Source organism: Puniceibacterium sediminis (assembly GCF_900188035.1).
Taxonomy (GTDB): domain Bacteria; phylum Pseudomonadota; class Alphaproteobacteria; order Rhodobacterales; family Rhodobacteraceae; genus Puniceibacterium; species Puniceibacterium sediminis.
In genome coordinates this window covers 140,774-163,435 of record NZ_FZNN01000011.1, presented here as the reverse complement: position 1 = coordinate 163,435, position 22,662 = coordinate 140,774, and the positions used below count along the sequence as shown (strand labels likewise).

Annotated in this window: 21 protein-coding genes and 1 tRNA gene; 15 read left to right on the top strand and 7 right to left on the bottom strand. The window is 60.0% G+C overall.

What is annotated here, in order from left to right; translation table 11 throughout:
• Positions 1 to 596 precede the first annotated feature (596 nt).
• The 3 genes from CHB75_RS13235 to CHB75_RS13225 all read right to left on the bottom strand — a co-directional run bounded on the left by CHB75_RS13235 (position 597) and on the right by CHB75_RS13225 (position 3,443).
• Positions 597 to 1,463: a lysophospholipid acyltransferase family protein gene (locus tag CHB75_RS13235; RefSeq protein WP_342745308.1), complete on the bottom strand. Its 867-nt coding sequence runs from the start codon at positions 1,461 to 1,463 to the stop codon at positions 597 to 599.
• 283 nt (positions 1,464 to 1,746) lie between these two features.
• On the bottom strand, positions 1,747 to 2,859 hold the full coding sequence (aroB, locus tag CHB75_RS13230) for a 3-dehydroquinate synthase (RefSeq protein WP_089271216.1): 1,113 nt from the start codon (positions 2,857 to 2,859) through the stop codon (positions 1,747 to 1,749).
• Complete coding sequence (locus CHB75_RS13225; protein WP_089271214.1) at positions 2,859 to 3,443, bottom strand: shikimate kinase; 585 nt, start codon at positions 3,441 to 3,443, stop codon at positions 2,859 to 2,861. Before CHB75_RS13225 ends, aroB begins: the two co-directional genes overlap by 1 nt.
• Before the next feature lie 80 nt (positions 3,444 to 3,523).
• Here CHB75_RS13225 and CHB75_RS21685 point away from each other — a divergent pair, with 80 nt between their 5' ends.
• From CHB75_RS21685 to CHB75_RS13210, 4 genes are all read left to right on the top strand, one after another.
• A complete protein-coding gene (locus CHB75_RS21685; protein ID WP_176439133.1) occupies positions 3,524 to 3,673 on the top strand; it encodes a hypothetical protein in 150 nt (49 codons plus the stop codon).
• Complete coding sequence (locus CHB75_RS13220; protein ID WP_089271212.1) at positions 3,663 to 5,240, top strand: hypothetical protein; 1,578 nt, start codon at positions 3,663 to 3,665, stop codon at positions 5,238 to 5,240. The genes CHB75_RS21685 and CHB75_RS13220 overlap by 11 nt, the downstream gene beginning before the upstream one ends.
• Positions 5,237 to 6,163: a site-specific tyrosine recombinase XerD gene (locus CHB75_RS13215; protein WP_089271210.1), complete on the top strand. Its 927-nt coding sequence runs from the start codon at positions 5,237 to 5,239 to the stop codon at positions 6,161 to 6,163. The genes CHB75_RS13220 and CHB75_RS13215 overlap by 4 nt, the downstream gene beginning before the upstream one ends.
• A gap of 188 nt (positions 6,164 to 6,351) precedes the next feature.
• On the top strand, positions 6,352 to 7,653 hold the full coding sequence (locus CHB75_RS13210; protein ID WP_089271208.1) for an HlyC/CorC family transporter: 1,302 nt from the start codon (positions 6,352 to 6,354) through the stop codon (positions 7,651 to 7,653).
• Here the strand turns inward: CHB75_RS13210 and CHB75_RS13205 are convergent.
• Positions 7,634 to 8,773: a histidine kinase dimerization/phosphoacceptor domain -containing protein gene (locus CHB75_RS13205; RefSeq protein WP_089271206.1), complete on the bottom strand. Its 1,140-nt coding sequence runs from the start codon at positions 8,771 to 8,773 to the stop codon at positions 7,634 to 7,636. The genes CHB75_RS13210 and CHB75_RS13205 overlap by 20 nt on opposite strands.
• 492 nt (positions 8,774 to 9,265) lie before the next feature.
• Here CHB75_RS13205 and CHB75_RS13200 point away from each other — a divergent pair, with 492 nt between their 5' ends.
• On the top strand, positions 9,266 to 11,674 hold the full coding sequence (locus CHB75_RS13200) for a GcvT family protein (protein ID WP_089271204.1): 2,409 nt from the start codon (positions 9,266 to 9,268) through the stop codon (positions 11,672 to 11,674).
• A 9-nt stretch (positions 11,675 to 11,683) separates the two neighbouring features.
• Complete coding sequence (locus tag CHB75_RS13195; RefSeq protein ID WP_089271202.1) at positions 11,684 to 12,280, top strand: nucleotidyltransferase family protein; 597 nt, start codon at positions 11,684 to 11,686, stop codon at positions 12,278 to 12,280.
• 256 nt (positions 12,281 to 12,536) lie between these two features.
• Here the strand turns inward: CHB75_RS13195 and CHB75_RS13190 are convergent, their stop codons facing one another.
• From CHB75_RS13190 to CHB75_RS13180, 3 genes are all read right to left on the bottom strand, one after another.
• The gene (locus CHB75_RS13190; protein WP_089271200.1) at positions 12,537 to 14,363 is read right to left on the bottom strand and encodes an ABC-F family ATP-binding cassette domain-containing protein; all 1,827 of its coding nucleotides are present in this window, start codon (positions 14,361 to 14,363) and stop codon (positions 12,537 to 12,539) included.
• A 115-nt stretch (positions 14,364 to 14,478) separates the two neighbouring features.
• On the bottom strand, positions 14,479 to 15,210 hold the full coding sequence (locus tag CHB75_RS13185; protein ID WP_089271198.1) for a GNAT family N-acetyltransferase: 732 nt from the start codon (positions 15,208 to 15,210) through the stop codon (positions 14,479 to 14,481).
• A gap of 75 nt (positions 15,211 to 15,285) precedes the next feature.
• The gene (locus tag CHB75_RS13180; protein ID WP_089271196.1) at positions 15,286 to 15,750 is read right to left on the bottom strand and encodes an outer membrane protein assembly factor BamE; all 465 of its coding nucleotides are present in this window, start codon (positions 15,748 to 15,750) and stop codon (positions 15,286 to 15,288) included.
• An 87-nt stretch (positions 15,751 to 15,837) separates the two neighbouring features.
• Here CHB75_RS13180 and CHB75_RS13175 point away from each other — a divergent pair, with 87 nt between their 5' ends.
• From CHB75_RS13175 to CHB75_RS13135, 9 genes are all read left to right on the top strand, one after another.
• On the top strand, positions 15,838 to 16,407 hold the full coding sequence (locus CHB75_RS13175; RefSeq protein ID WP_089271194.1) for a YceD family protein: 570 nt from the start codon (positions 15,838 to 15,840) through the stop codon (positions 16,405 to 16,407).
• Positions 16,408 to 16,696: 289 nt separating this feature from the next.
• Positions 16,697 to 16,903 (top strand): 50S ribosomal protein L32, encoded by a 207-nt coding sequence (rpmF, locus tag CHB75_RS13170; RefSeq protein ID WP_089271192.1) that lies wholly within the window; start codon positions 16,697 to 16,699, stop codon positions 16,901 to 16,903.
• A 22-nt stretch (positions 16,904 to 16,925) separates the two neighbouring features.
• Positions 16,926 to 18,032: a phosphate acyltransferase PlsX gene (gene plsX / locus CHB75_RS13165; protein ID WP_089271190.1), complete on the top strand. Its 1,107-nt coding sequence runs from the start codon at positions 16,926 to 16,928 to the stop codon at positions 18,030 to 18,032.
• Positions 18,029 to 19,000, top strand: coding sequence for a beta-ketoacyl-ACP synthase III (locus CHB75_RS13160; RefSeq protein ID WP_089271188.1), 972 nt, complete (start codon positions 18,029 to 18,031; stop codon positions 18,998 to 19,000). Before plsX ends, CHB75_RS13160 begins: the two co-directional genes overlap by 4 nt.
• Before the next feature lie 98 nt (positions 19,001 to 19,098).
• Positions 19,099 to 19,401, top strand: coding sequence for an integration host factor subunit alpha (gene ihfA, locus CHB75_RS13155; RefSeq protein ID WP_089271186.1), 303 nt, complete (start codon positions 19,099 to 19,101; stop codon positions 19,399 to 19,401).
• Positions 19,379 to 20,407, top strand: a complete 1,029-nt coding sequence (locus CHB75_RS22105; protein WP_245840959.1) for a MerR family transcriptional regulator — start codon at positions 19,379 to 19,381, stop codon at positions 20,405 to 20,407. Before ihfA ends, CHB75_RS22105 begins: the two co-directional genes overlap by 23 nt.
• 70 nt (positions 20,408 to 20,477) lie before the next feature.
• Positions 20,478 to 20,554: transfer RNA gene (locus CHB75_RS13145), tRNA-Pro, on the top strand.
• A gap of 124 nt (positions 20,555 to 20,678) precedes the next feature.
• Complete coding sequence (locus CHB75_RS13140) at positions 20,679 to 21,755, top strand: 2'-deoxycytidine 5'-triphosphate deaminase (RefSeq protein WP_089271184.1); 1,077 nt, start codon at positions 20,679 to 20,681, stop codon at positions 21,753 to 21,755.
• 174 nt (positions 21,756 to 21,929) lie between these two features.
• Complete coding sequence (locus CHB75_RS13135; protein WP_089271182.1) at positions 21,930 to 22,592, top strand: DUF1236 domain-containing protein; 663 nt, start codon at positions 21,930 to 21,932, stop codon at positions 22,590 to 22,592.
• Positions 22,593 to 22,662: the final 70 nt, after the last annotated feature.

Sequence of the window (22,662 nt, the reverse complement as noted above, 5' to 3'; positions counted from 1 at the left end):
TTCGATGCTTTCATGTGATTCCGCTCCTTTCCCAGCCAGGAAATCGTAGCGGGAAACTCCAACTTCAAACGGTCCAGTTTCCGGGGGGCAGATCAGGTCCACGCCGAACGATACAGGATGAGAATTCGCTCGGCGCGCAGAGCTTTCATCTCGCGAAGCGAGGGCGGCGAGCGCGGTGCTGAGAGTCCGGGTGTAGTGGTTGGTGGTCCGATAGCCCAAGGCTGAACACGGGGGCGTACATGGCAATACTGCCGCAGATGACCCTTTCCTGCATCATACAGTTGCCAAGTTCAGAGCGGATTAGCACTATTGACGGGGATCTCGAAAACATGGTTCAGAAGTCGTCCCAGCTGCGGATCGAGATTTTGTAAACTTTTCTCGATGATCGCCGTTTTTGGCCGCGAAACTTTACTAAACCATTGATATCAACATCGGATATTGACAAATATCCGATGTTTATCAGTCACTAACACACACACTTTACATTTCTGTGGTATATATAACCGTTCTAAGACATCAGAACCCAGTTCCAAAATACAAACAAAGGCCCGGACAACCGCCGGGCCTTTGTTTTATTAGGCATTCGGCACGCCGATCTAATCCGTCTGCGTGATCTTCTTGGGTCTGGCCTTCGTTTTCCAGCGGCGATGGATCCAGAACCACTGCTCCATATGCGCGCGCACCAGATTCTCAAGCCCGTCATTGACGGCCTGCGTCATGGTTTCAGGGTCGGTCGCGGGCACCGGCTCTTGCAGGATAATCTCGAAATCCAGACCGCTTGGCTGGCGCACGGCATAGACCGGGATCAGCAGGGCATCAAATTTCAGAGCCAGGTCCGCCGTCACCGTTGATGTCTTGGCCACCTCGCCAAAAAACGTCGTTCGCGCCCCGCCGGGTGCATGCAGGTCGGTCAGAATGCCCAGAACGCCACCGGATTTCAGGTGCCGGACCATCTCGATCATGCCACGCTTGCCCTGCTCGAACATTGGCTGCCCGATGGCGGTGATGGCGCGCACATAATGTTCGTTGAAATAGGGGTTCGCCATGGCGCGATACAGCGCGCCCATGTTGTGCCCCTGCCCGATCAGCGCTGCCCGCGCGGCGTCGTAATTGCCGAAATGCCCGGTCACCAGCACCACGGGACGCCCAGCTTCGCGTGCCGCCTCAAGCGCTGCAAGTCCCGGACCACTGATGACAGAACGGCGCGCGTGGGCCGCGAATTCCGCCCCAGAATAAATTTCGATCAGCGTGCGCCCGACGTTGTCCGGCACTGCCCGGCATAGCCGCCTGATCTCGCTTTCGGGTAAATCGGGTCGCACCTTGGCAAGGTTGGCCCTGATCCGCGCGGGATAGCCCGCCAACGGCGCCACGACATAAGCCGCGAACTTGCCCATCAGCGGCACCCGCCACCGATAAGGCAACATCAGCGCCGTATTGATGAACAAGCGCAGTGCGCGATCCACCGCCCATTCCTGCCAGGTTCCGCGGAGAGGTGCCTTGGCTGGCCTATGTGTCAACGGCGTGGTCACTTGCGAAAGCCTGCTTTGATCATGTGACAAATGTCTCCAGTGGCGCAATGGCCGTTGTGATTCCAGCCAGAGCAGAGGACTGCGACAACAGGCGCCACTCCTCAGAACCGTTCGACAGATCGAAACAGCGCCTCAACCCGATTTCTGGCCCAGAAGATGCGCTTGACCCAGAGCTTTGTGCAAAAATGCTGCGGCGAATTGCATAAGCTCCATAATACTAGCGATTTTTCAGCGCGTCCTGCAAGAGCGTCCGCACCGCCTCTGTCGGGACATCTGCCGTCACGAAGGCCTGTCCTATGCCCCGTGCCAGGATAAACCGAATCTGCCCGTCGAGCACTTTCTTGTCCTGCGCCATCAGACCCAGCAGGCCGTCAGCGTCGGGCAGATCGCCCGCAATGTCAGCAAGGTCGGTCTTCATCCCCATGGCGCGCAAATGGGCGTAAACGCGGCTTGGGTCTTCCTGCGCACACAGCCCAAGGCGCGCCGAAAGCTCAAACGCCAATGCACAACCGATGGCGACGCCTTCACCGTGTAGCAGCCGATCACCATAACCGGTCGCTGCCTCAAGCGCATGGCAGAAGGTATGCCCAAGGTTCAGCAGCGCGCGGTCGCCCTGCTCGGTCTCGTCGCGCACGACGATTTCGGCTTTCATCTCGACCGACCGGCGCACCGCATGGGCCCGCGCAGCCATGTTGCCCGCCGCCATTGCCGGACCGTTGGTTTCAAGCCACTCAAAGAACGCCGCATCGCCGAGCAACCCGTATTTCACCACCTCGCCGTAGCCCGCGAGGAAATCGCGCGGTGTCAGGGTCCCGAGCGCGCCGATATCCGCCAGCACAAGCGACGGCTGATGAAACGCGCCGATCAGGTTCTTGCCCTGTGGCGCATTGATCCCGGTTTTACCGCCGACAGAACTGTCCACCTGCGCCAAAAGCGAGGTCGGCATCTGCACGAACCGCACGCCCCGGCGCAGCACCGCAGCCGCAAAGCCGACCAGATCGCCGACTACACCGCCACCAAGCGCGATGACCACATCGCGCCGCTCGACCTTCTGATCCAGCAGCCACTCTACGGTGCGCGAAAATTGCTCCCACCCCTTGGTGGTTTCCCCCGGTGGCAGGATCAGCGCCTCGGATGCGATGCCTTCTGCCGTCAGCGCGGCCTGAACCGTTGCCAGATGTGCTGCGGCTACATTGGCATCCGTGACAATGCCCACCCTGCTGCGGCTCAGCAGTGGCGCGATTTCGGCCCCTGCGCGTGCCAGCAGACCGTCGCCGATGCGCACATCATAGGCCCGATTTCCCAGAGGAACGTGCACGGTTTCTATCATCAGACTTCCTCCAGAACATCCGGCCGTGTCAGCAGTGCCGTCAACACCTCGCGGGCCGTGTCATCAACGGAATAGCGCGGCTTTGCATGCACGTTCACATCCGCAAGGGCATAGATCGGCACGCGGGCGTCATACAGCGCCTGCAGCGTGGCTTTGGGATTAGCGGTGCGCAGCAGCGGCCGACTGTCCTTGTGCCGGACACGGTTCCAAAGCACCGGCATGTCTGCATTCAGCCAGACCGATACCCCCTTGGACGAGATCAGCCGCCGGTTCGCTTCGCTCATGAACGCGCCGCCCCCGGTCGACAGAACCGAAGGCCGTTCATCCAGCAGCCGGTCGATCACCTGGCTTTCCCTGGCACGAAAGAACGGCTCACCGTCCCGCTCGAATATTTCGGCGATGCTCCGATTCGCAGCTTCCTCGATGGCGGCATCCGAATCGCGGAAAGGGACTTCCAGCATAGCTGCCAGCGCCTTGCCCACGGCCGTCTTGCCCGCGCCCATCATGCCCACCAGAACAACCGTTTTCTTCAGCTGTGCCCGCATTGCCCTTGTTCTTCGGCTTTCAGCCGCCAATTTTAACATCAGCTGCGTGAATGACGTGATCTTGTCCAAAAGGCTAGGTATAAGTTGGAAAAAACACGAGGCAGGAGATCATTAAGAACATGGGCCGACTTTTCAAATGGTTATTCTATCTGCTTGTCATGGGCACGATCGCACTTGCGGCATATGCCTACATTGGTCCGTTCTTTGGGGCTGATTTTTCACCACCTCAAAGCGAAATCCGCCAGCCGGTCACCTTGGATGCGGATTAGCGCGGCAGCCTTGATGCTTTGTGCGGCGCCCGCTCTGGCACAAACGCCGCTCTCTGCCATCGACTGGCTGGAGGCCCAGACAGCTGTGCCCCAGACGCTTGGGCCGCAGCTTAACCGTCCGCAGATCGCAATGCCCGCCCGCCCCATTCCGGCGCTTCCTCTGACCGAAGCCCCCACCGCCTCGTCCATCACCATCCCCGAGGTCGAAGTCCAGCCGCTGGGTGCCCCCAACCCCGAAGCCGTCGGGCTCTTGCCGATGCAGGTGACCGGCCTGCCGCTCAGCCTGTGGAAAACGTCGGATGTCCCGACCCTGATTGAACTTATCGCCGCTGTTGACCCTGCCGTTCCCGCCCTGTCGGCTCTGCTGCACACGCTCCTGTTAGCCGAGGCTGATGCGCCGCTTTCGTCGCGTCGCGGCGCGCCGCTTCTGGCCGCGCGGCTTGGCCGCCTGATGGCGCAGGGCGTTGTGGAACCGGCCGAGGCGCTGATCGAACGGGCGGGTGCCACGACGCCCGAATTGTTCCAGATCTGGTTCGACCTCAGCTTGCTGACCGGGCATGAAAACACCCCCTGCGAGACGCTTGCCGACAGCCCGTCGCTTTCCACTGATCTGGCAACCCGGGTGTTCTGCACGGCGCGCACCGGCGACTGGATCGTCGCGGCCACCGTTTTGGACACCGGCGAGGCGCTTGGAACCATCAGCGACCGCGACGCCGACCTGCTGGCACGGTTCCTGGACCCGGATCTGGCCGAATCCTTTACGCCGATAAACCCACCTGCACGCCCCAGCCCACTGGAATTCCGCCTGTTTCAGGCGATTGGCGAACCACTTGCCACGGCGCCCCTGCCGCGTGCCTTTGCTACCGTGGATCTGTCAGGTGACACCGGATGGAAGGCACAGCTTGATGCAGCCGAACGGTTGGCGCGGGTCGGGGCCATTTCCGAAAACCGGATGCTGGGGATCTACACCCACCGCAAGCCCGCCGCTTCGGGCGGGATTTGGGACCGGGTCAAGGCGCTTCAGGAATTCGACAGCGCAATCACCGGTGACGACGCTTCGTCCATCGGCCGCGCATTGGAGGCGGTCTGGCCACAGATGCGCTCTGCCGGGTTGCTTGTGCCTTTTGCCAACCTCTACGGCGCGCGGCTGTTGACCTATCCGCTCTCTGGGCGCGCACTCGACTTGGCGCGCAAGGCGGCGCTGCTGTCGCCCGAATACGAATCTGCCGTCGCCACCATTGGCACCCCGACCGATGAACTGGCCTTTCTCGGGGCGATCGCCCGCGGTGACGCCCCCGCCACGATTCCCGATCAGCCGCAGCATCAGGCCATCGCCGCAGCCTTTGACAAGGCGCTTCCTCCCGCGGCCTTGCAGACCCAGCTGGATGAGGGACGACTGGGCGAAGTCATCCTGCGCGCCATCGCGCTGTTTGCAAGCGGCGCCGACGGCAATACCGACGATCTGACCGACGCTCTGGCCACGCTGCGCGCCGTCGGGCTTGAGGATACTGCCCGTCGCGCGGCGCTCGAACTGGTGATCCTTACGGGGGAAGGTGCGCGCCGATGAACGACATGCACTGGATCTCGGCCTTTCTGGAGGCCCAGGCCGCCGAACGCGGCGCGGCGCATAATACCCAGCTGGCCTATGCACGCGACCTGCGCGACTATTCCGGCTGGCTGACGGCGCGCGGACTGGACCTTTCGGATGCCACGCGGGTCGATGTCGAAAACTACCTTGTGCACACCGACGCTCAGGGCCTGTCCAAGGCGACCCGCGCACGGCGCCTGTCGGCGATCAGACAGCTTTACCGTTTCGCATTCGAAGAAGGCCTGCGCACCGACAACCCCGCGATTCAGATCAGTGGCCCCGGCCGGGACAAACGCCTGCCCAAGACGCTGAGCACAGCCGAGGTAGACCTTCTGCTGGATGCCGCAACCCGCCACGGGCGCAATCGCAACGACTGGCTGCGAAATACCTGCCTCATGCAGTTGCTCTATGCCACCGGTATGCGCGTGACCGAACTGGTGTCGCTGCCATTGACCGCCGCAAAGGGCGATCCGCGCATGTTGCTGATCCGCGGCAAGGGCGGCAAGGAACGTATGGTGCCCCTTAGCCCGCCCGCCCGCGAGGCGCTGCGCCTCTGGCTCGCGATCCGGGAAGACGAGGAAACAGAGGCCCGCAGCAAGGGCAAGCCGCACTCGGCCTTCCTCTTCGCATCACGCGGAAAATCGGGCCATCTGACGCGCCATTCCTTTTACATAACGATCAAGGATATTGCCGTCGCCGCCGGTGTGTCGCCCGCAAAGGTCACGCCCCATACCCTGCGTCACGCTTTCGCGACGCATCTGCTGGCCAACGGTGCCGATCTGCGTGCGATCCAGACTTTTCTGGGTCATGCGGACGTCGCCACGACAGAGATCTACACTCATGTCCTGGAAGAGCGCCTGCGCGAGCTGGTGTTGGAACATCACCCGATGGCGAACGAGTGACACCGCTCAGGTCGGCGCGGGCCCGCCCTATTTCCGCCAGTCTGAGGCTACCCCAAAGCAATGCCCCATCGCTCCTAGGGGCCAAGAGCACGGCTTGACGCTGCTGTGATCGGTTTGCCCCGGACGGCCCCCTTGATTGCTGCGGCCCGCCACACCATAACACGAAACAACAATAGGAAAGCGCGCTAATGGACCTCACCGCCCTGGATTCCACCTTCTGGATCACAACCGCTTCGATCCTGGGCCTGCTGGTCCTTTCAGGGTTCTTCTCGGGGTCGGAAACCGCATTGACGGCGGCCTCTCGCGGCAAATTGCGCGCGGCGATGGACAAGGGGTCCAAAGGGGCCGAACGCGCGCTCAAGATCACCGAAGACAATGAACGCCTGATTGGGTCTGTCCTGCTGGGCAACAACCTCGTCAACATCCTCGCCACCTCGCTCGCCACTGCCCTGTTCACCCGCGTCTTCGGTGATTCCGGTGTGGCGCTGGCGACGTTGGTGATGACGCTTCTGGTCCTGATTTTTGCCGAAGTGTTGCCCAAGACCTATGCCATCACAAACCCCGAAATGGCCGCTTCCCGGGTTTCGCCCTTGATTGCCGTAGTGATCCTGGTTTTCTCACCGATGGTCAGCGCGGTACGTCTGCTTGTGCGCGGCGTGTTGCGTATCTTTGGTGTCCAGACCGACCCGAACAGCCACATCCTAGCCGTGCGAGAAGAGATCGCCGGCGCTTTGCAACTGGGTCATTCCGAAGGCGTCGTGCAGAAGGAAGACCGCGACCGCATCCTGGGTGCGCTTGACCTGGGGGACCGCACGGTCGAGGAAATCATGCTTCACCGTTCGGCAATCGAGATGATCGACGCTGACAATGATCCGAACGAAATCCTGTCACAGTGCCTTGAAAGCAACCACACCCGCCTGCCCGTCTTTCGCAACGATCCTGAAAACATCATCGGTGTGATCCATGCCAAGGACCTGCTGCGCGCCATGTACAAGCTGATACAGGGTGCGGATGCAGCCAAGGACGGGATCAAGGGCTTCGATATCGTCAACGTTGCGATGAAACCCTATTTCGTGCCGGATACCACATCTCTGGACGACCAGATGCGCCAGTTTCTACGCCGCCGCACGCATTTTGCACTGGTCGTGGACGAATACGGCGCGCTGCAGGGGCTTATCACTCTTGAGGATATCCTGGAAGAAATCGTGGGCGAAATCACCGATGAATTCGACCCAGCCGCCGAACATCCCATGAAAAAGGGCGAGGACGGACATTTTTGGATCGACGGGCATATGACGATCCGCGACTTCAATCGTGCGACCGACCTGTCCTTGCCGGACGACGAGGCGAACACCGTCGCCGGCCTCGTTATCCACGAGGCACAGATGATCCCGACCGTTGGTCAGGTCTTCAGCTTTCACAACTTCCGGTTCGAAGTGATGGGCCGCGAAGGAAACCGCGTCACGCGGCTCAAGGTGCGTCCGCTCTGACTGCGTCTTGCGGTGTCTCGGGCCGGTGATTGAACTCAAGTGACAGCGTGTAGCCCAGCGGGCCTTCGCTTAATGTCATTTCGCCGCCGATCTGTTCAGCCGCCGTTTCCATCAGCCGTTTGCCGATGCTGACGATGGCATCATCCTGATCTGCCGGAACGACTGCGGTGCCAACCCCGTCGTCCCGGCAGATCAGTGACAGGGTGCCGTTTTCCTGCTGCGTCAGCTCGATCTGGATGAGCCCCGACCGGCCATTCGGAAACGCATGCTTGATGGCATTGGCGCAGAATTCGCTGACAATCATCGCCAGGGTGGCTGCCTTGCGCGAATCCGTGCTGACCGGGGCGATCTTTGTCTCAATCCGCACATTTGCTGTTGCTGACCCCTGCAACAGCTTTGCCACGCGCGCCAGATAGCGGTCCAGCCGGATCATGTCGAATTCGCTGGTCTGATAGAGCTCCGAGTGCAACTGCACGATCGCATCGACCCGCCGCCCGATCGCCCCCAGAGCATCGCGGGTTTCCGGGTGACGCGACCGGCTGGAATAAAGCCGGATCAAGGAGGTCACCGTCTGCAGAGAATTTTTCACCCTGTGGTCGATCTCATCGCGCAGCACGGCTTCCGTCTTTAACGCCCGTCTCAGTTCGAGCTGGCGCATGACCTGACCTGCCAAAACCTCAAGCGTTTCGCGCTGCAAATCGGTCAATTGGCGCGGCTTGATATCCAGAACGCACAGGGTCCCCAGCTTCAGACCGGCCTGTGTCACCAGTGGGGCGCCCGCGTAAAATCGAATAGGATCCTGCAGGGTAACACACAGCGGATTGTCCAGCGTACGCGGATCCTCCCACGTATCCCGAATTTCGAGCATACCTTGCTTGAGGATCGCGTGGCTGCAGATCGAATGCTCAAGCGGCGTCTGATCGGGCTCGAATCCAAAGCGCGCCTTGAACCACTGCCGGTCCCGATCCACCAGACTGATCAGCGCCACCGGCACGTCGCAGATGCGCGCTGCAAGCGTCACAACCTCGTCAAAGCCCTTCTCCGGACTCGAATCGAGAACCTGGAGGCTTTCCAGCGCTTCAAGACGTTCGGTTTGGTTGCGTGGCGGTGGGGCAATCATTTGGCAGACCTCGGAAACGGCAAAAATGTCAGCTAGGACAGGTTTGGCAAACCGCAGACCTGTTCAAATTTTGGTGGTATGTCAATATGTTCCAGCTTCCAAAGGCGAAACGGCGCCGAAGGTCTCTGCATTTGGCAGGGTATTGAACCATTGGCGCGTTCATCCAAGGCAAAGCACCGCGAGTGCGAGATATGCTGCTTTAGGCAGCTATCCTTGGGCCATCCGGTTTGTTTCGTGAACAATGGGGATCGGCAACCTATTACCGTGGTTCATGGATCCAAGCTGGTGATTTCGGATGGTCGATCGCCCGAAACGCCAAAGCTGCTTTGGATATTGACCGGCCTCCAGCAGCCCTTTGGCATCTGACTGGTTGAACGGAACCCCGAACCAACCAGCCTGTCTCTTCAGCGACAGGAACTGTCGGAAACTGGCTGGCAGGCACGCGGTGCGCGCTCCACTCTGACGGAAACAGCCGCCAGCGGAGTCGCCCACATGCAAACCACAACACGCGTTGCCGTCATCGGAGGGGGTGTCGTCGGTTGCTCCGTCCTCTACCACCTGACCAAACTCGGTTGGTCCGATGTGATGCTTCTTGAGCGTTCCGAACTGACTTCGGGCAGCACTTGGCATGCCGCCGGCGGGTTTCACACTCTGAATGGCGACACCAACATGGCGGCACTTCAGGGTTATACGATCAGGCTCTACAAGGAACTTGAACAGATCACCGGCATGTCCTGTGGCCTTCACCACGTTGGCGGCGTGACCCTTGCTGACAATCAGGACCGCTTTGACATGATGTTGGCCGAGCGTGCCAAGCACAGGTATATGGGCCTTGATACCCGCATCGTCACCCCGGCGGAAATAGCCGAGATTGCGCCCATCGTGAATACCGAGGGCCTTATCGGCGGCCTCTACGACCCGTTGGACGGCCACTTGGACCCCTCGGGCACCACGCACGCCTACGCCAAGGCGGCCCGCATCGGCGGCGCGACAATCGAAACCCATTGCATGGTGCAAGTAACGAACCAGCGGCCTGACGGCACCTGGGACGTGGTCACGAACAAGGGCACGATCCACGCCGAACACGTGGTCAACGCTGGTGGCCTCTGGGCGCGCGAAGTCGGCGCTATGGCGGGTGTCTACCTGCCGCTGCATCCAATGGAACACCAGTACATCGTGACCGACGCCATCCCGTCGATCTACGAACGCGAGACTGAGCATTGCCATGTGATGGACCCGGCGGGTGAAAGTTACCTGCGTCAGGAGGGCCGCGGCCTGTGCATCGGCTTCTACGAACAGCCCTGCAAGCCCTGGGCCGTGGATGGAACGCCCTGGGATTTTGGTCACGAACTGCTGCCCGATAACTTTGACAAGATCTCGGAAAGCATTGAATTCGCATACGAACGCTTTCCGGTTCTGGAAACCGCCGGGGTCAAGAACGTCATCCACGGCCCCTTCACCTTTGCTCCGGACGGAAACCCGCTCGTCGGCCCCATCCCGGGCCTGCGCAACTACTGGTCGGCCTGCGGCGTCATGGCAGGATTTTCCCAAGGTGGCGGCGTCGGCCTGACCCTGGCTCAATGGATGATCGAAGGCGAAGCAGAACGCGATGTTTCGGCTTTGGATGTCGCACGCTTTGGCAGCTGGATCACACCCGGCTACACGCGGCCCAAAGTGATCGAGAACTATCAGAAACGCTTTTCCGTGAGCTACCCGAACGAAGAACTGCCCGCCGCGCGCCCCCACCGCACCACGCCCATGTACGATATCTTCGACGCAATGGGCGCCGTTTGGGGACAGCAGTATGGGCTGGAGGTCGTGAACTACTTTGCCAAAGGCGACGAGCCGTGTTCCGAAACCCCATCCTTCCGACGCTCCAACGCATTCGATGCTGTCGCGCGTGAGGTGAAGTCCGTACGCGAAGGCGTTGGAATCAATGAACTTCAGAACTTTGGGAAATATCTGATCACTGGCCCTCAGGCCCGCTCATGGCTTGATCGGATCATGGCTGGTCGGGTGCCCGGTCCGAGGCGGCTGTCGCTGTCACCGATGCTGTCGGAAAAGGGACGCCTGATCGGAGACTTCACCATCTCGTGTCTCTCCGAAGGCCACTTCCAGCTCACGGCATCCTACGGCGCGCAGGCGTATCACATGCGCTGGTTCCTGCAACATGCAGAGGACGGCGTAAGCATCGATAATATCAGCGATCAACGTACAGGATTTCAGCTTGCCGGTCCACGCGCCCGCGACGTCCTACAGGCCTGCACCCGTAATGACCTCTCGGACATGAGATTCATGGATCTGCGCGAAGTGACTGTTGGCCAAAGCAACTGCCTTGTTCAGCGTGTGAGCTACACCGGTGACCTGGGTTTCGAAATCTATTGTGATCCGATGAACCAGCGACAACTTTGGCATTCCCTCTGGGGGGCTGGGGCAGAATTCGGCATCACGCCATTTGGGATGCGCGCGATGATGTCTCTGCGGCTGGACAAGTTTTTCGGGTCCTGGATGCGGGAATTTTCTCCTGATTACACAGCGGCAGAGACCGGTCTAGATCGCTTTATCTCGTTCAAGAAGGACGCCACATTCATTGGCAGGCCCTTGGCAGAGGCCGAGCGTGCGTCGCCGCCGGAACGACGCCTTGCGGCCTTTGTTGTCGATGCAGATGACACGGACGTCAACGCATATGAACCGATCTGGATTGACGGAACAGTGCAGGGTTTCTGCACCTCGGGCGGCTATTCGCATCACTCCGGAAAATCTGTGGCCCTAGGCTTGATCCCCCGCGATCTGGTTCGGGATGGACTTGCCGTCCAGATCGAAATTCTGGGCCAGATGCGTGATGCCACTTTGGTCGATACGGTTCTGTTTGATCCAGACGGAGCCAGGATGCGCGGCTAGTATGTTAGTATGACAGTCGCCATTTTGATTCCCGCCGCAGGCTTCGGCACCCGAATGCGCGGTGCCGACAAGCTGTTGCAAATAGTCGATGGCATCCCCCTCCTGCGGCGCGTTGCGCTGCGCGCTTTGGCAGCAACGCCATTGGTTATTGTCACCCTTCCAGATCTGGGAGGAGCACGGGCGCAGGCCATTGGTGATCTGGCAGTTCAGAAGGTTCCCGTGCCCGACGCGGCAACCGGGATGGCTGCATCGCTTCGAAGAGGAGCGGCAAAGGTCCCCGGGGATGCGGCTGTGATGATTGTCCCAGCCGATATGCCGGATCTCACTTCCGACGACTTTTCATGCATTATCAATGCATTTCTGGCCACACCTCATGCGATCTTGCAACAAGGAACCGCCGCAGATGGCACCCCGGGGCACCCGGTTCTGTTCCCGCCGGACTGCTTGCCTGCATTCGCAAAGCTCAACGGAGATCATGGCGCAAAGCAGATACTCATGGCCAACATGCACAGGCTGCAACGGGTGGAATTGGCGGGAAACCACGCCCTTATCGACCTGGATACACCCGAAGCTTGGGACGCATGGAACGCAGCTCGCGGCCAATGAACGAGATCTAAGGCTCTGTTGGCGAAGCGGCGCTGCCAGCGCTTGGGCAGCCTGCGCAGATGAGTACAGTCTGATGCATGGTGACGAGCCCCCATAGCGTCGTTCATCCCGTAAGGCGGTCCACGCCCCTTTGAACCGTTGCGCCTGGCTCTAACACGTCATCCTGCGCCCCTTGGATTTGTCACCCGACACAAACAGCCGGGCGCCATACGTCAGCAGTCAAAAGCATTCTCAACCCACAGGGCGGGCTTGAAGATCACGCCTGTGCGGCTGCCTCGGCCTTTTCTTCGAGCATCAGCCAATCCTCTTCGGCCTTGGCCAGAGCCTGCTGTCGCTGTGTCAGGGCTTCGGTCGCCTTGCGGAATTTGACTGGCTCGCGGCTGAAAAGTTCAGGGTCGGCCATAAGGTTTTCAAGCTTGGATATCTCAGCCTCAAGCCGCGCAATCTCTGCGGGCAGGGTTTCGAGCTTGTGCCGTTCCGTGAAGCTGAGACCTTTCGAGGCAGGCTTTCCTTTGGCTTCGGCTGCTGCCTTTGCTGCCTTGGCCTGCGCCTTTGGGGAAACGTCCCCGTCGCCGCCGCCACGCTGCTGCCGATAGTCGCTCCACCCGCCGGCATAGGCGGTGGCCTTGCCGTCGCCCTCAAGCGCCACAGTGATTGATGCAACGCGGTCAAGAAAGTCACGGTCGTGGCTGATCAGCAGAACGGTGCCATCGTATTCGCCGAGGATATCCTGCAACAGATCCAGCGTTTCGACATCCAGATCGTTGGTCGGTTCGTCCAGCACCAGAAGGTTGCTTTCACGCGCCATGATGCGGGCAAGCAGCAGCCGTGCCTTTTCACCACCAGACAGGGATTTGACCGGTGCGCGAACCTGACGTTCGTCAAACAGGAATTCTTTGAGGTAGCCGACCACGTGCTTGGGCTGTCCGCGCACAAGGATCTGATCGGCCTTGCCTGAAACCCGCATCTCGGAATCGCCCGTCAGGCTTTCCCAAAGCGACATTTCCGGATCGAGCTGCGCGCGGGTCTGGTCAAACACCGCGACCTGAAGGTTGGTGCCCAGTGTCACTGTGCCGGAATCCGGAGGGATCTCGCCGGTCAGCATCCGGATCAGCGTGGTCTTGCCCACACCGTTCGGGCCGACAAAGGCAACACGGTCGCCGCGCTGAACGGTCAGGGTGAAATCCTCGACAATCCGTGTGTCACCAAAGGACTTGGTGATATGCTGAGCGTCGATCACCTTTTTGCCCGATTGCGGGGCCGAGGCGAGATCCATTGCCGCCGTACCCTGACGCCGGATCATCGAACTACGTTCGGCGCGCAAATCCTGAAGCGCACGGACGCGGCCCTGGTTGCGGGTACGCCGGGCGCTGATGCCTTCAACGGCCCAACGCGCTTCGGCCTTGATCTTGCGATCCATCTTGTGGCGCTGCTGGTCTTCTTCTTCCCAGATCTTGTCGCGCCACGACTCGAACCCGGCGAATCCCTGTTCCGCCCGGCGCACCGCGCCGCGGTCGATCCACAGTGTCGCCCGGGTGAGTTCGCTCAGGAACCGTCTGTCGTGCGAGATCAGAACGAAGGCCTTGCGCGTGGTCTTGAGTTCATCCTCAAGCCAGCCAATCGCTTCGATATCCAGGTGGTTCGTCGGCTCGTCCAGCAACAGCAGGTCGGGGTCGGACGCCATCAGACGCGCCAGCGCCGCACGGCGTTTTTCGCCGCCGGAAGCAGTTGAACAAAGGCGTTCGGGATCGAACTTCAGACCCTCGCCCGCGCGTTCCACCTTGTACATCTCACCCGGGTCCAGACCTTGGGCGGCATAGTCGCCCAGCGTTTCGAATCCGCTCAGATCCGGTTCCTGTTCCATGTAGCCGACGGAGATGCCGGGAGGCACGACACGGGTGCCCGTGTCGGCTTCGACCAGACCGGCCATGACCTTCATCAAGGTCGATTTGCCTGACCCGTTGCGCCCGACAAGCGACACGCGGTCACCTGGTTGAACCACAAGAGACATGTCGGCGAAAATCGGCTCTCCCCCAAAGGTGAGAGAGATATCCGAGAGCTGAAGAAGGGGTGCCTGTGCCATGCGCAGCGGGCTAGGCGTGTGGCGTGGAAAGGTCAAGCGGTAGTGCTTGCGCGCCGCGAAAATAGGTTAAGCGCTGGTGTCCGGTTGGTTCGTGGCCGGTGCACGTATCCGCCGCCTACCCCGCCACGGCCCGCAGCAAGCGCTTGCGCGCCGGGGGAATCGCATTGATCTCGATCCCGGTGAACACATGCAGGGTATTCATCTGGGTATCCACCACAGCATGATCACTGACCCAGCCGCCCATCATGAGGTAAGTTCGCAGCAACGGCGGCATCCGCAGAAGGCCCTTTTTCGCATCCGGCTTGCGCCGCAACCCCTGGGCAAAGCGGAACACATCCGGTGCCTTGACCCGGGGCAGCCAGCGTTTTGGCGCCAGATGCCGGGCCTTCAGCATGGCAAAGGCATCTAGATATTCCCTGGCATCCGTCCCGGCAAAAGAGGCGCATCCAAACAGCAGTTCGACCCCGGCGTCATCCACATATGCGGTCATCGCTCCCCAGGCGACACGCAGCACATCCGGATCATTCAGTGCCGGATGGATGCAGAATCGCCCCATCTCGACCATCGGGCCGGAATAGGTTGCGAGGGCTGACAGTCCATAGAACTGCGCTGAATAGCTGCGCCCGATGTCAGCCCCACAGGTCAAAGGCAGGAACCGGAAACAACATACCAGCCGCCCGGCACCTATCTCTTCGATGAGCATATGTGTGCATTGGGCGTCAAAGGAATCGACATCCGCACCTTCGACCCCGTGAAACGCAAGATGCCGCAACGCCTGAGCGCTTGCGACATCCTCTGGCGTTGCGGCAATCCGGCTCTGATAGCGGCCCTTGCGTAACGTGATCATGGCCCGTCTCCGACAGCGTCCTAACCCGGTGCGCCCTCTTGGACCGATTCCCGTGACGCTGGCGTGACGGCGGATCTACCGGCTGGCGCCAAGCAGATCCTCGGCAGAGACACCGCCGATGTTGCCAAAGAGTTTGCGGATAAAGCTGATATCGCCTGCACCGGTTTCGGTGACCCGCCGCGAAATCGGCACGACGATACCGTCTTCGAGACCGTAGCGTTCGATATTGCTGACCACACCGCCAGCATCGAACGAAATCGCCAGAATTTCGCGGCTCACTTCTTCGGGCGCGCGATAAGCGAAATGACGGACATTTGATTCGATGTAATAATAGCCGCCATCGCCGGATACGCCCGAAATCGTCGGCACGCCGATCAGATCCTCGACCGAGGCGCGTGTATCAACGCCGACAACGATCTGCTGTAGGTCCCCTTCTAAGGGCACATATCCGTGACTGCGGTATTGAGCGCTACAGGCTGACAGCACACCGAATGCCACTGTCAGAAGCCCAAGCCTCAGCTTCATTCCAATGCCGGTCATGCCGTTCCTCTTGCCTTGGCCTTTGGTGCCTTCTATCCCGCTTACATAAGGAATGTCAGCCCATCAAGTAAAGGACACCGTAACACCATGGTCCAATCTGATCCAAAAACGGCCCAGGCAACCGGTGACTTCCGCGTGGCAAAACTCAAGTCACGCGCACCGACGCAATTTTCCCTGAGGCCCGACGCCGCCGAACGCGACGCGATTGCCGCCGAAATGGGAATCACCGGCATACGTAAACTGACCTTTGAAGGGCAAATCGCGCCCTTGGGTAAACGCGGCTGGCGGCTTAGCGCCACACTTGGAGCGACGGCCGTTCAGGCCTGCGTGGTAACGCTCGCCCCTGTCGTGACACGCATCGACGAAGAGGTGACACGCACTTTCGTGCCTTCTGAACAGATTCGAGAGCCGGAAGAAGGTTCCGAAATCGAGATACCCGAAGACGACACGATCGAACCGCTGGGCGATATCATCTCGGTCCGCAGTGCGATGATCGAGGCGCTGACGCTTGCACTGCCGCTGTATCCGCGCGCCGAGGGCGCCGAACTGGGCGAGGCAGTCTATGCCGAAGACGGCGCAGAGCCGCTGCGGGATTCGGATCTGAAGCCATTTGCAGGGCTTGCCGGTTTGCGCGACAAACTGGACAAGGGTAACTAAGGCACAAACCGGCACTTCTGGACCAGCAGGCAACCCACTGAACCCGTAGGCAAACACCAAGCGGAGGGATTCGTCAGTTTGCAGGCACGAATTCCAGTGGTGCCGGAAAGAGACCGAAAGCTGGCGCCCCCCGATAGAAACCGCTTGCGCTGGCAGAATTTCCTTCTATTTTCGCGCCTTCATCAGGATTCAGGGTTGTGTCTGATGCGGCCTTTCGACTATCAGGCCGGACACTCCGATAACTGGGCATGTGCGCCATGCCCGCTTCATAACAGATTGAGGTTGAGACATGGCCGTCCAACAGAATAAAGTATCAAAATCGCGTCGCAACAATCGTCGCGCCCATGACGCCCTCGTGGCAGGGAATCCGAACGAATGCGACAACTGCGGCGAACTCAAACGCCCGCACCATGTTTGCCCGTCCTGCGGCCACTACGCCACGCGCGAAGTGATTGCGGCTGCGGACGAAATCGAACTGGACGAAGACGCGGCATAAGCTGCTGGTCAAGGCCCTCCTCATGACCTCATCGCAGGATCAAAAGAAGGCGGGCGTTGGCCCCTTCGTCCTTTCCATTGACGCCATGGGCGGCGATCGGGGTCCGGCGACGGTTGTCGCCGGCATTGCCGATTCTGCTGTAAAAAATCCGGATATCAGGTTCATCCTGCACGGACCCGCAGCCGAACTGGAAAAGCTTGTGGCCAAGCGCAAGGGTCTCGCAGAAGTCTGCGAGATTCGGGATGCCACTGGCGTCGTCAGCATGGACGACAAGCCCAGCCAGGTGATGCGCAACGGCAAGAACACCTCGATGTGGTCTGCCCTCGATTCCGTGCGCAATGGTGAAGCGACCGTGGCTGTCAGCTGCGGTAACACCGGTGCGCTGATGGCCCTTTCGATGATCCGACTGCGTAAGCTGCCGGGCGTAAACCGACCGGCCATCGCGATACTCTGGCCATCACGTAACCCTCAGGGGTTCAATGTGATGCTGGATGTTGGCGCCGATATCCGTGCCGATGCGCTTGATCTGCTGCAATATGCCCAGATGGGTGCTTCTTATGCACGCAACGGGCTGGCCTTGAAGGTGCCTCGCGTCGGCCTGCTGAATGTCGGCACCGAAGAGCATAAAGGCCGCTCTGAACTCAAGGAAGCGCACGAGCTGATCAGCAAGGCCGCTCCGGGATCGGGCTTTGAATTTGTAGGTTTCGTGGAAGGCGGCGATATCCCCGGCAAACGCGCCGACGTGATTGTCACCGACGGTTTCACCGGAAATGTCGCGCTTAAGACCGGCGAAGGCACGGCAAGCCTGATCGGCGACTTGCTGAAAGAGGCGTTCGCCTACTCCTTCCTGTCGCGGCTCGCCTCGCTGCTGGCGCTGACATCGCTGCGTCGGCTCAAGAAACGGATCGACCCTCGCCGGGTAAATGGCGGAGTTTTCCTTGGTCTTAACGGTACTGTGGTTAAATCACATGGATCGGCAGATGCTACCGGGGTGTCGGCCGCCGTGAAGCTGGCTTTTAAGCTGGCACAGATCGGGTTTACCGACAAACTTGCCGCGCGGGTTGCGTCCACCGCCGTGCCTAGCCACGATGCCGACGCAATTGGGTCAAAGGACGGGACTACTCAATGACTTTACGTGCCGTGGTCGCAGGTGTCGGCCACTACTTGCCAGACCGGATCGTTCCGAATTCAGAATTCGAAACGACACTGGACACATCGGACGAATGGATCAAATCCCGTTCAGGCATTGAGCGTCGCCATATCGCTGCCGACGGACAGACCACCTCGGACATGGCCACACGCGCAGCGCGCGCGGCTCTTGCCGATGCGGGACTGGTGGCTGACGATCTGGATGCCATCATCGTCGCCACCTCTACCGCCGATTTCACTTTTCCCTCAGCCGCAACCATGGTGCAGGCCGAACTTGGCATGACCAAGGGCTTTGCCTTTGACGTGCAGGCGGTCTGTGCCGGTTTCATCTATGCGCTGGCCAACGCCAATGCGCTGATCGTGTCCGGTCAGGCAAAGCGCGTGCTGATCATCGGCGCTGAAACCTTCAGCCGCATCATGGACTGGAGCGACCGAAGCACCTGCGTATTGTTTGGCGACGGTGCCGGCGCGCTGATTCTCGAATCTGGCGAAGGTGAAGGCACAACTGCGGATCGCGGCGTGCTGTCCACGGACCTCAACTCCGACGGGCGCTTCCGCGACATTCTTTATGTCGATGGTGGCGTATCGACCCAGAGCACGGGCTTTCTACGCATGGAAGGCAAGGAAGTCTTTCGCCACGCGGTGGAAAAACTGGCTTCTACGGCCACCACGGCATTGGAAAAGATCGGCCTTACAGGCGAAGACGTGGACTGGGTCGTGCCGCATCAGGCGAACATCCGCATCATCGCCGGCACCGCCAAAAAGCTGGGTCTGCCGATGGAACGCGTCGTCGTGACAGTCCAGGACCATGGCAACACCTCTGCCGCATCGATTCCCCTTGCTCTTTCCGTTGGCAAGGAACGTGGCCAGATCAAGACCGGCGATCTGGTGGTCACCGAGGCAATTGGTGGCGGACTTGCCTGGGGTGCCGTCGTACTGCGCTGGTAATGCCCCTAAGGCGTTGTAAATACGCCATTGCAAGCCATTGATATTGACTCGGAAAATTCCGCCGGCCTATGCTGCCCAAAATCAGGAGGGACGGACCTATGGGCGAAAAGACCCTGACGCGGATGGATTTGAGCGAAGCGGTGTTCCGCGAGGTCGGATTGTCGCGCAATGAAAGTGCCGAGCTGGTCGAGGCAGTGCTTGGACATATGTCCGACGCGCTGGTCGATGGCGAGCAGGTCAAGATATCGTCCTTTGGAACATTCTCGATTCGGGACAAGGCTGCCCGCGTCGGCCGCAACCCAAAGACTGGCGAAGAAGTGCCCATCCAGCCGCGTCGCGTGCTGACATTTCGCCCGTCGCATCTGATGAAAGAGCGTGTTGCCGCAGGCAACAAACGCTGAGGATCCCGTTATGAGCAAGTCCCCGGACGCCTTTCGCACAATCAGCGAGGTGGCGGAATGGCTTGAAACTCCGGCGCATGTTCTTCGCTTCTGGGAAAGCAAGTTCACCCAGGTGAAACCGGTCAAACGCGCCGGGGGACGTCGGTATTATCGGCCAGCTGATATGGAATTGCTGGGCGGAATCAAGACTTTGCTTCATCACGACGGCATGACCATCAAAGGTGTGCAAAAGATTCTGCGTGAAGAAGGGGTCAAGCATGTCGCGTCGCTTTCGTTAGAGCTGGCCGAACAGGCGGACGAGGACGATCAAGCGGAACTGATCGCAGAAGCGCCATTTACCGATGTGCCCGAACCGGATGACATTGTTGTTCCATTTTCCCAGCCCGTTTCAGAAGACGTCATCGCCGCGGATGAGGAAGTTACTCCTGAATTAGAGGCGTTAGCCGAACCTGAGCTGGAGCTGGAGCCAGAGCCCAAAGAGGACGCCACGCCCGAACCAACCACCTTGGATTTGGCACCCGGGCAGGATATCCTGGAAGAGGCAGAAGCTGAGACGGAGCTCGGGCTGGAAGAGGGCGTTGCGCCGGAGCCAACGGCCCAGGAAACGACACCCGAGCCAGACGTGTCGGAAAAGGATGCTGCAGAACCTGTCGTCGCGGACAGTTTTGCTGCGGATCCCGATCACAGCCCCCTGCCCGATTTCCTGCAAAACCCACTGAGTGACGACGTCGCCGATGACGTTGAGTCGCAAGAGCCCGCAGACGAGGAGCAGTTGGTCGAAGCGGATGAATTAGAAGCACCCGAGAAAGCGGAATCGCCGTTGGCACGGGCACCAAGAATCCTGCCAGAGAATCCCGACCTAGACGCGATCGAGCCCGCACCTTATTGCCTGAGTCATCTGTCGAAACTGACCAAAGTGACCCTCTTGCAGGCTGAGGCCATGGCGCCGATTGCGGCACGGTTGCGTGCGCTGGTCGCCTCGGCCGAGGCCGGACGGAGAAGCTGACCTCCGGCGTTAAAAAAACTGTCATTTCGGGGTTGCTCTCACACGGAAAACCGATATGACGTGCCTCAGTCGGGCTATAGCGCAGTCTGGTAGCGCGTCCGTCTGGGGGACGGAAGGTCGCAGGTTCGAGTCCTGCTAGCCCGACCAGCTACCACATGCTCTTTATGAGCATCATGAGCCAAGTGCTTGTGGAATATCATTTTCCCCCTCCCCATCACTGTGTTGAGTTGTTAATCAAAGACACCCCCAAGGGGTGATCGAGGAGACGTCAATGACAGGTGTTCTTGCCAGCCAGCATATCGAAGCGATGATCGCAGACGGCACGCTGTCTTCGAATACAGACATTCTGGCCGCCCAAGTGCAGCCTGCCAGTCTGGACCTGCGGCTGGGGCAAACCGCCTACCGCGTACGTGCCTCATTCCTGGCCGGGCACGGCCAGAGCGTGGCGTCGCGGATCGACGAATTCGTGATGCACCGTATCGACCTTAGTGCTGGCGCTGTGTTGGAAAAGGGCTGCGTCTACGTGGTGCCATTGATGGAATCGCTGGATCTGCCCGCAGACGTGCAGGCCATCGCAAATGCAAAAAGCTCGACCGGCAGGCTGGACCTGCTGACCCGGTTGATCACAGATGGTGGAACGGAATTCGACAGGATTCCAACGGGCTACAAGGGTCCGCTTTATGCCGAGATATGCCCACGGTCGTTTTCGGTGCTGGTGCGCCCCGGAATGCGCCTGAACCAGATCAGGTTCCGCCAGGGCCGGTCGGTACTGAGCGATGCCGAACTTAGCGCATTGCACGAAACCGACGTTCTGGTGACTGGCGGACCTGCGGTGATCAGCGAAGGCCTTGGCTTTTCCGTTGATCTGCGGCCCAGCACCGGCACACTCGTCGGATATCGGGCCAAGCCGCATACCGGGGTGATCGACCTTGACCGGATCGGTGCCTACGACCCCGCAGAATTTTGGGAGGAGTTGCGCACCGACAAGGGGCAGATCATTCTGGACCCGGACGCGTTCTACATCCTTGTCAGCCGCGAGGCCGTGCACATCCCGCCGAGCTATGCTGCCGAGATGGCCCCCTATTTTGCCATGGTGGGTGAATTCCGGGTACACTATGCGGGTTTCTTTGATCCGGGCTTTGGTCACGCTCAGGCGGGCGGCACCGGCTCTCGCGGCGTGCTTGAGGTGCGCTGCCACGAGGCTCCGTTTGTACTCGAACATGGGCAGATCGTCGGACGATTGGTCTATGAACGCATGTCCGAGGTACCCCAGCAGCTTTATGGTCAGGGGATCGCCTCGAACTATCAGGGGCAGGGCCTGAAATTATCGAAACATTTCCGTAGCTAAGGCTGTTTGGCAGGGAACCTGCGGATCCTCGCCGATTTTAACGACAGACGCGCAGATCTCCGCTTGGATCCCCGGCTTTGTGCTCGTGGTTCAGGAACCAAACCCGCTGTTCGGGGCTTTCCAGTCCGAAGGTGCAGACGCCTTTTGAATGACGAAACTGGAAGGATCACGACCATGAAACTCAAGCAGATCGCTCTTTTCTCGACCGCAATCATCAGCATCGCCGCGTCCCCGGCGCTGGCGGGAATGTCCGCCAACGCGACCACAGAGCTCAACTTCCGCTCTGGCCCCGGATCGCAGTATGAAATTCAGGGGGTTATCCCCGCCGACGCCGAAGTGGATGTCGTCGGCTGCCTCGATAACGGGGAATGGTGCGAAGTCAATTTCGACGGTCAGGAAGGCTGGGCCTATTCCGCCTATCTGACCACGCCGGTCGAAAACGAACCGGTTGTATTGTACCAGGCGCCCAAGACGGTCGAAATCGAGACGGTGACCTATGATGAGGGCAACAAGGCCGCTGGCGGCGCTGCGGGTGCCACCATTGGTGCCGCGGCGGGTGCCCTGCTGATCGGCGGTCCGGCAGCTCTGGCTGCGGGTGCGATCATCGGTGCGGCCACTGGCGCATCTTCGGCCGTGGACGAAACCACGGTGACTTATGTGCGCGAAAACCCTGTTGAACCCGTCTACCTGTCGGGTGAAGTGGCAGTCGGTGCAGGCATCCCGGATTCGGTTCAGGTCTACGAAGTGCCGGAGCAGCAGTATTCCTATGTCAACGTTAACGGGCAGACGGTTGTGGTCGACAGTGACTCGCGCCGCATCGTGCGTGTGATCCGCTAACGATTTCACGACAAAGGGAAATGACCCCGGCCTTGCGCTGGGGTCATTTTCGGTTCCGGCCCAGTCAGAG

Bases quoted from the DNA above. Each gene is read 5' to 3' on its own strand.
- CHB75_RS13190 (WP_089271200.1), bottom strand. From the start codon at position 14,363: ATGGCACAGGCACCCCTTCTTCAGCTCTCGGATATCTCTCTCACCTTT.
- rpmF (WP_089271192.1), top strand. From the start codon at position 16,697: ATGGCCGTCCAACAGAATAAAGTATCAAAATCGCGTCGCAACAATCGT.
- CHB75_RS13175 (WP_089271194.1), top strand. From the start codon at position 15,838: ATGGTCCAATCTGATCCAAAAACGGCCCAGGCAACCGGTGACTTCCGC.
- CHB75_RS13220 (WP_089271212.1), top strand. From the start codon at position 3,663: ATGCGGATTAGCGCGGCAGCCTTGATGCTTTGTGCGGCGCCCGCTCTG.
- CHB75_RS13135 (WP_089271182.1), top strand. From the start codon at position 21,930: ATGAAACTCAAGCAGATCGCTCTTTTCTCGACCGCAATCATCAGCATC.
- CHB75_RS13210 (WP_089271208.1), top strand. From the start codon at position 6,352: ATGGACCTCACCGCCCTGGATTCCACCTTCTGGATCACAACCGCTTCG.
- CHB75_RS13225 (WP_089271214.1), bottom strand. From the start codon at position 3,443: ATGTTAAAATTGGCGGCTGAAAGCCGAAGAACAAGGGCAATGCGGGCA.
- CHB75_RS13195 (WP_089271202.1), top strand. From the start codon at position 11,684: ATGACAGTCGCCATTTTGATTCCCGCCGCAGGCTTCGGCACCCGAATG.
- CHB75_RS13215 (WP_089271210.1), top strand. From the start codon at position 5,237: ATGAACGACATGCACTGGATCTCGGCCTTTCTGGAGGCCCAGGCCGCC.
- CHB75_RS13160 (WP_089271188.1), top strand. From the start codon at position 18,029: ATGACTTTACGTGCCGTGGTCGCAGGTGTCGGCCACTACTTGCCAGAC.
- CHB75_RS13205 (WP_089271206.1), bottom strand. From the start codon at position 8,773: ATGATTGCCCCACCGCCACGCAACCAAACCGAACGTCTTGAAGCGCTG.
- plsX (WP_089271190.1), top strand. From the start codon at position 16,926: ATGACCTCATCGCAGGATCAAAAGAAGGCGGGCGTTGGCCCCTTCGTC.
- aroB (WP_089271216.1), bottom strand. From the start codon at position 2,859: ATGATAGAAACCGTGCACGTTCCTCTGGGAAATCGGGCCTATGATGTG.
- CHB75_RS13140 (WP_089271184.1), top strand. From the start codon at position 20,679: ATGACAGGTGTTCTTGCCAGCCAGCATATCGAAGCGATGATCGCAGAC.
- CHB75_RS21685 (WP_176439133.1), top strand. From the start codon at position 3,524: ATGGGCCGACTTTTCAAATGGTTATTCTATCTGCTTGTCATGGGCACG.
- CHB75_RS13185 (WP_089271198.1), bottom strand. From the start codon at position 15,210: ATGATCACGTTACGCAAGGGCCGCTATCAGAGCCGGATTGCCGCAACG.
- CHB75_RS13180 (WP_089271196.1), bottom strand. From the start codon at position 15,750: ATGACCGGCATTGGAATGAAGCTGAGGCTTGGGCTTCTGACAGTGGCA.
- ihfA (WP_089271186.1), top strand. From the start codon at position 19,099: ATGGGCGAAAAGACCCTGACGCGGATGGATTTGAGCGAAGCGGTGTTC.
- CHB75_RS13200 (WP_089271204.1), top strand. From the start codon at position 9,266: ATGCAAACCACAACACGCGTTGCCGTCATCGGAGGGGGTGTCGTCGGT.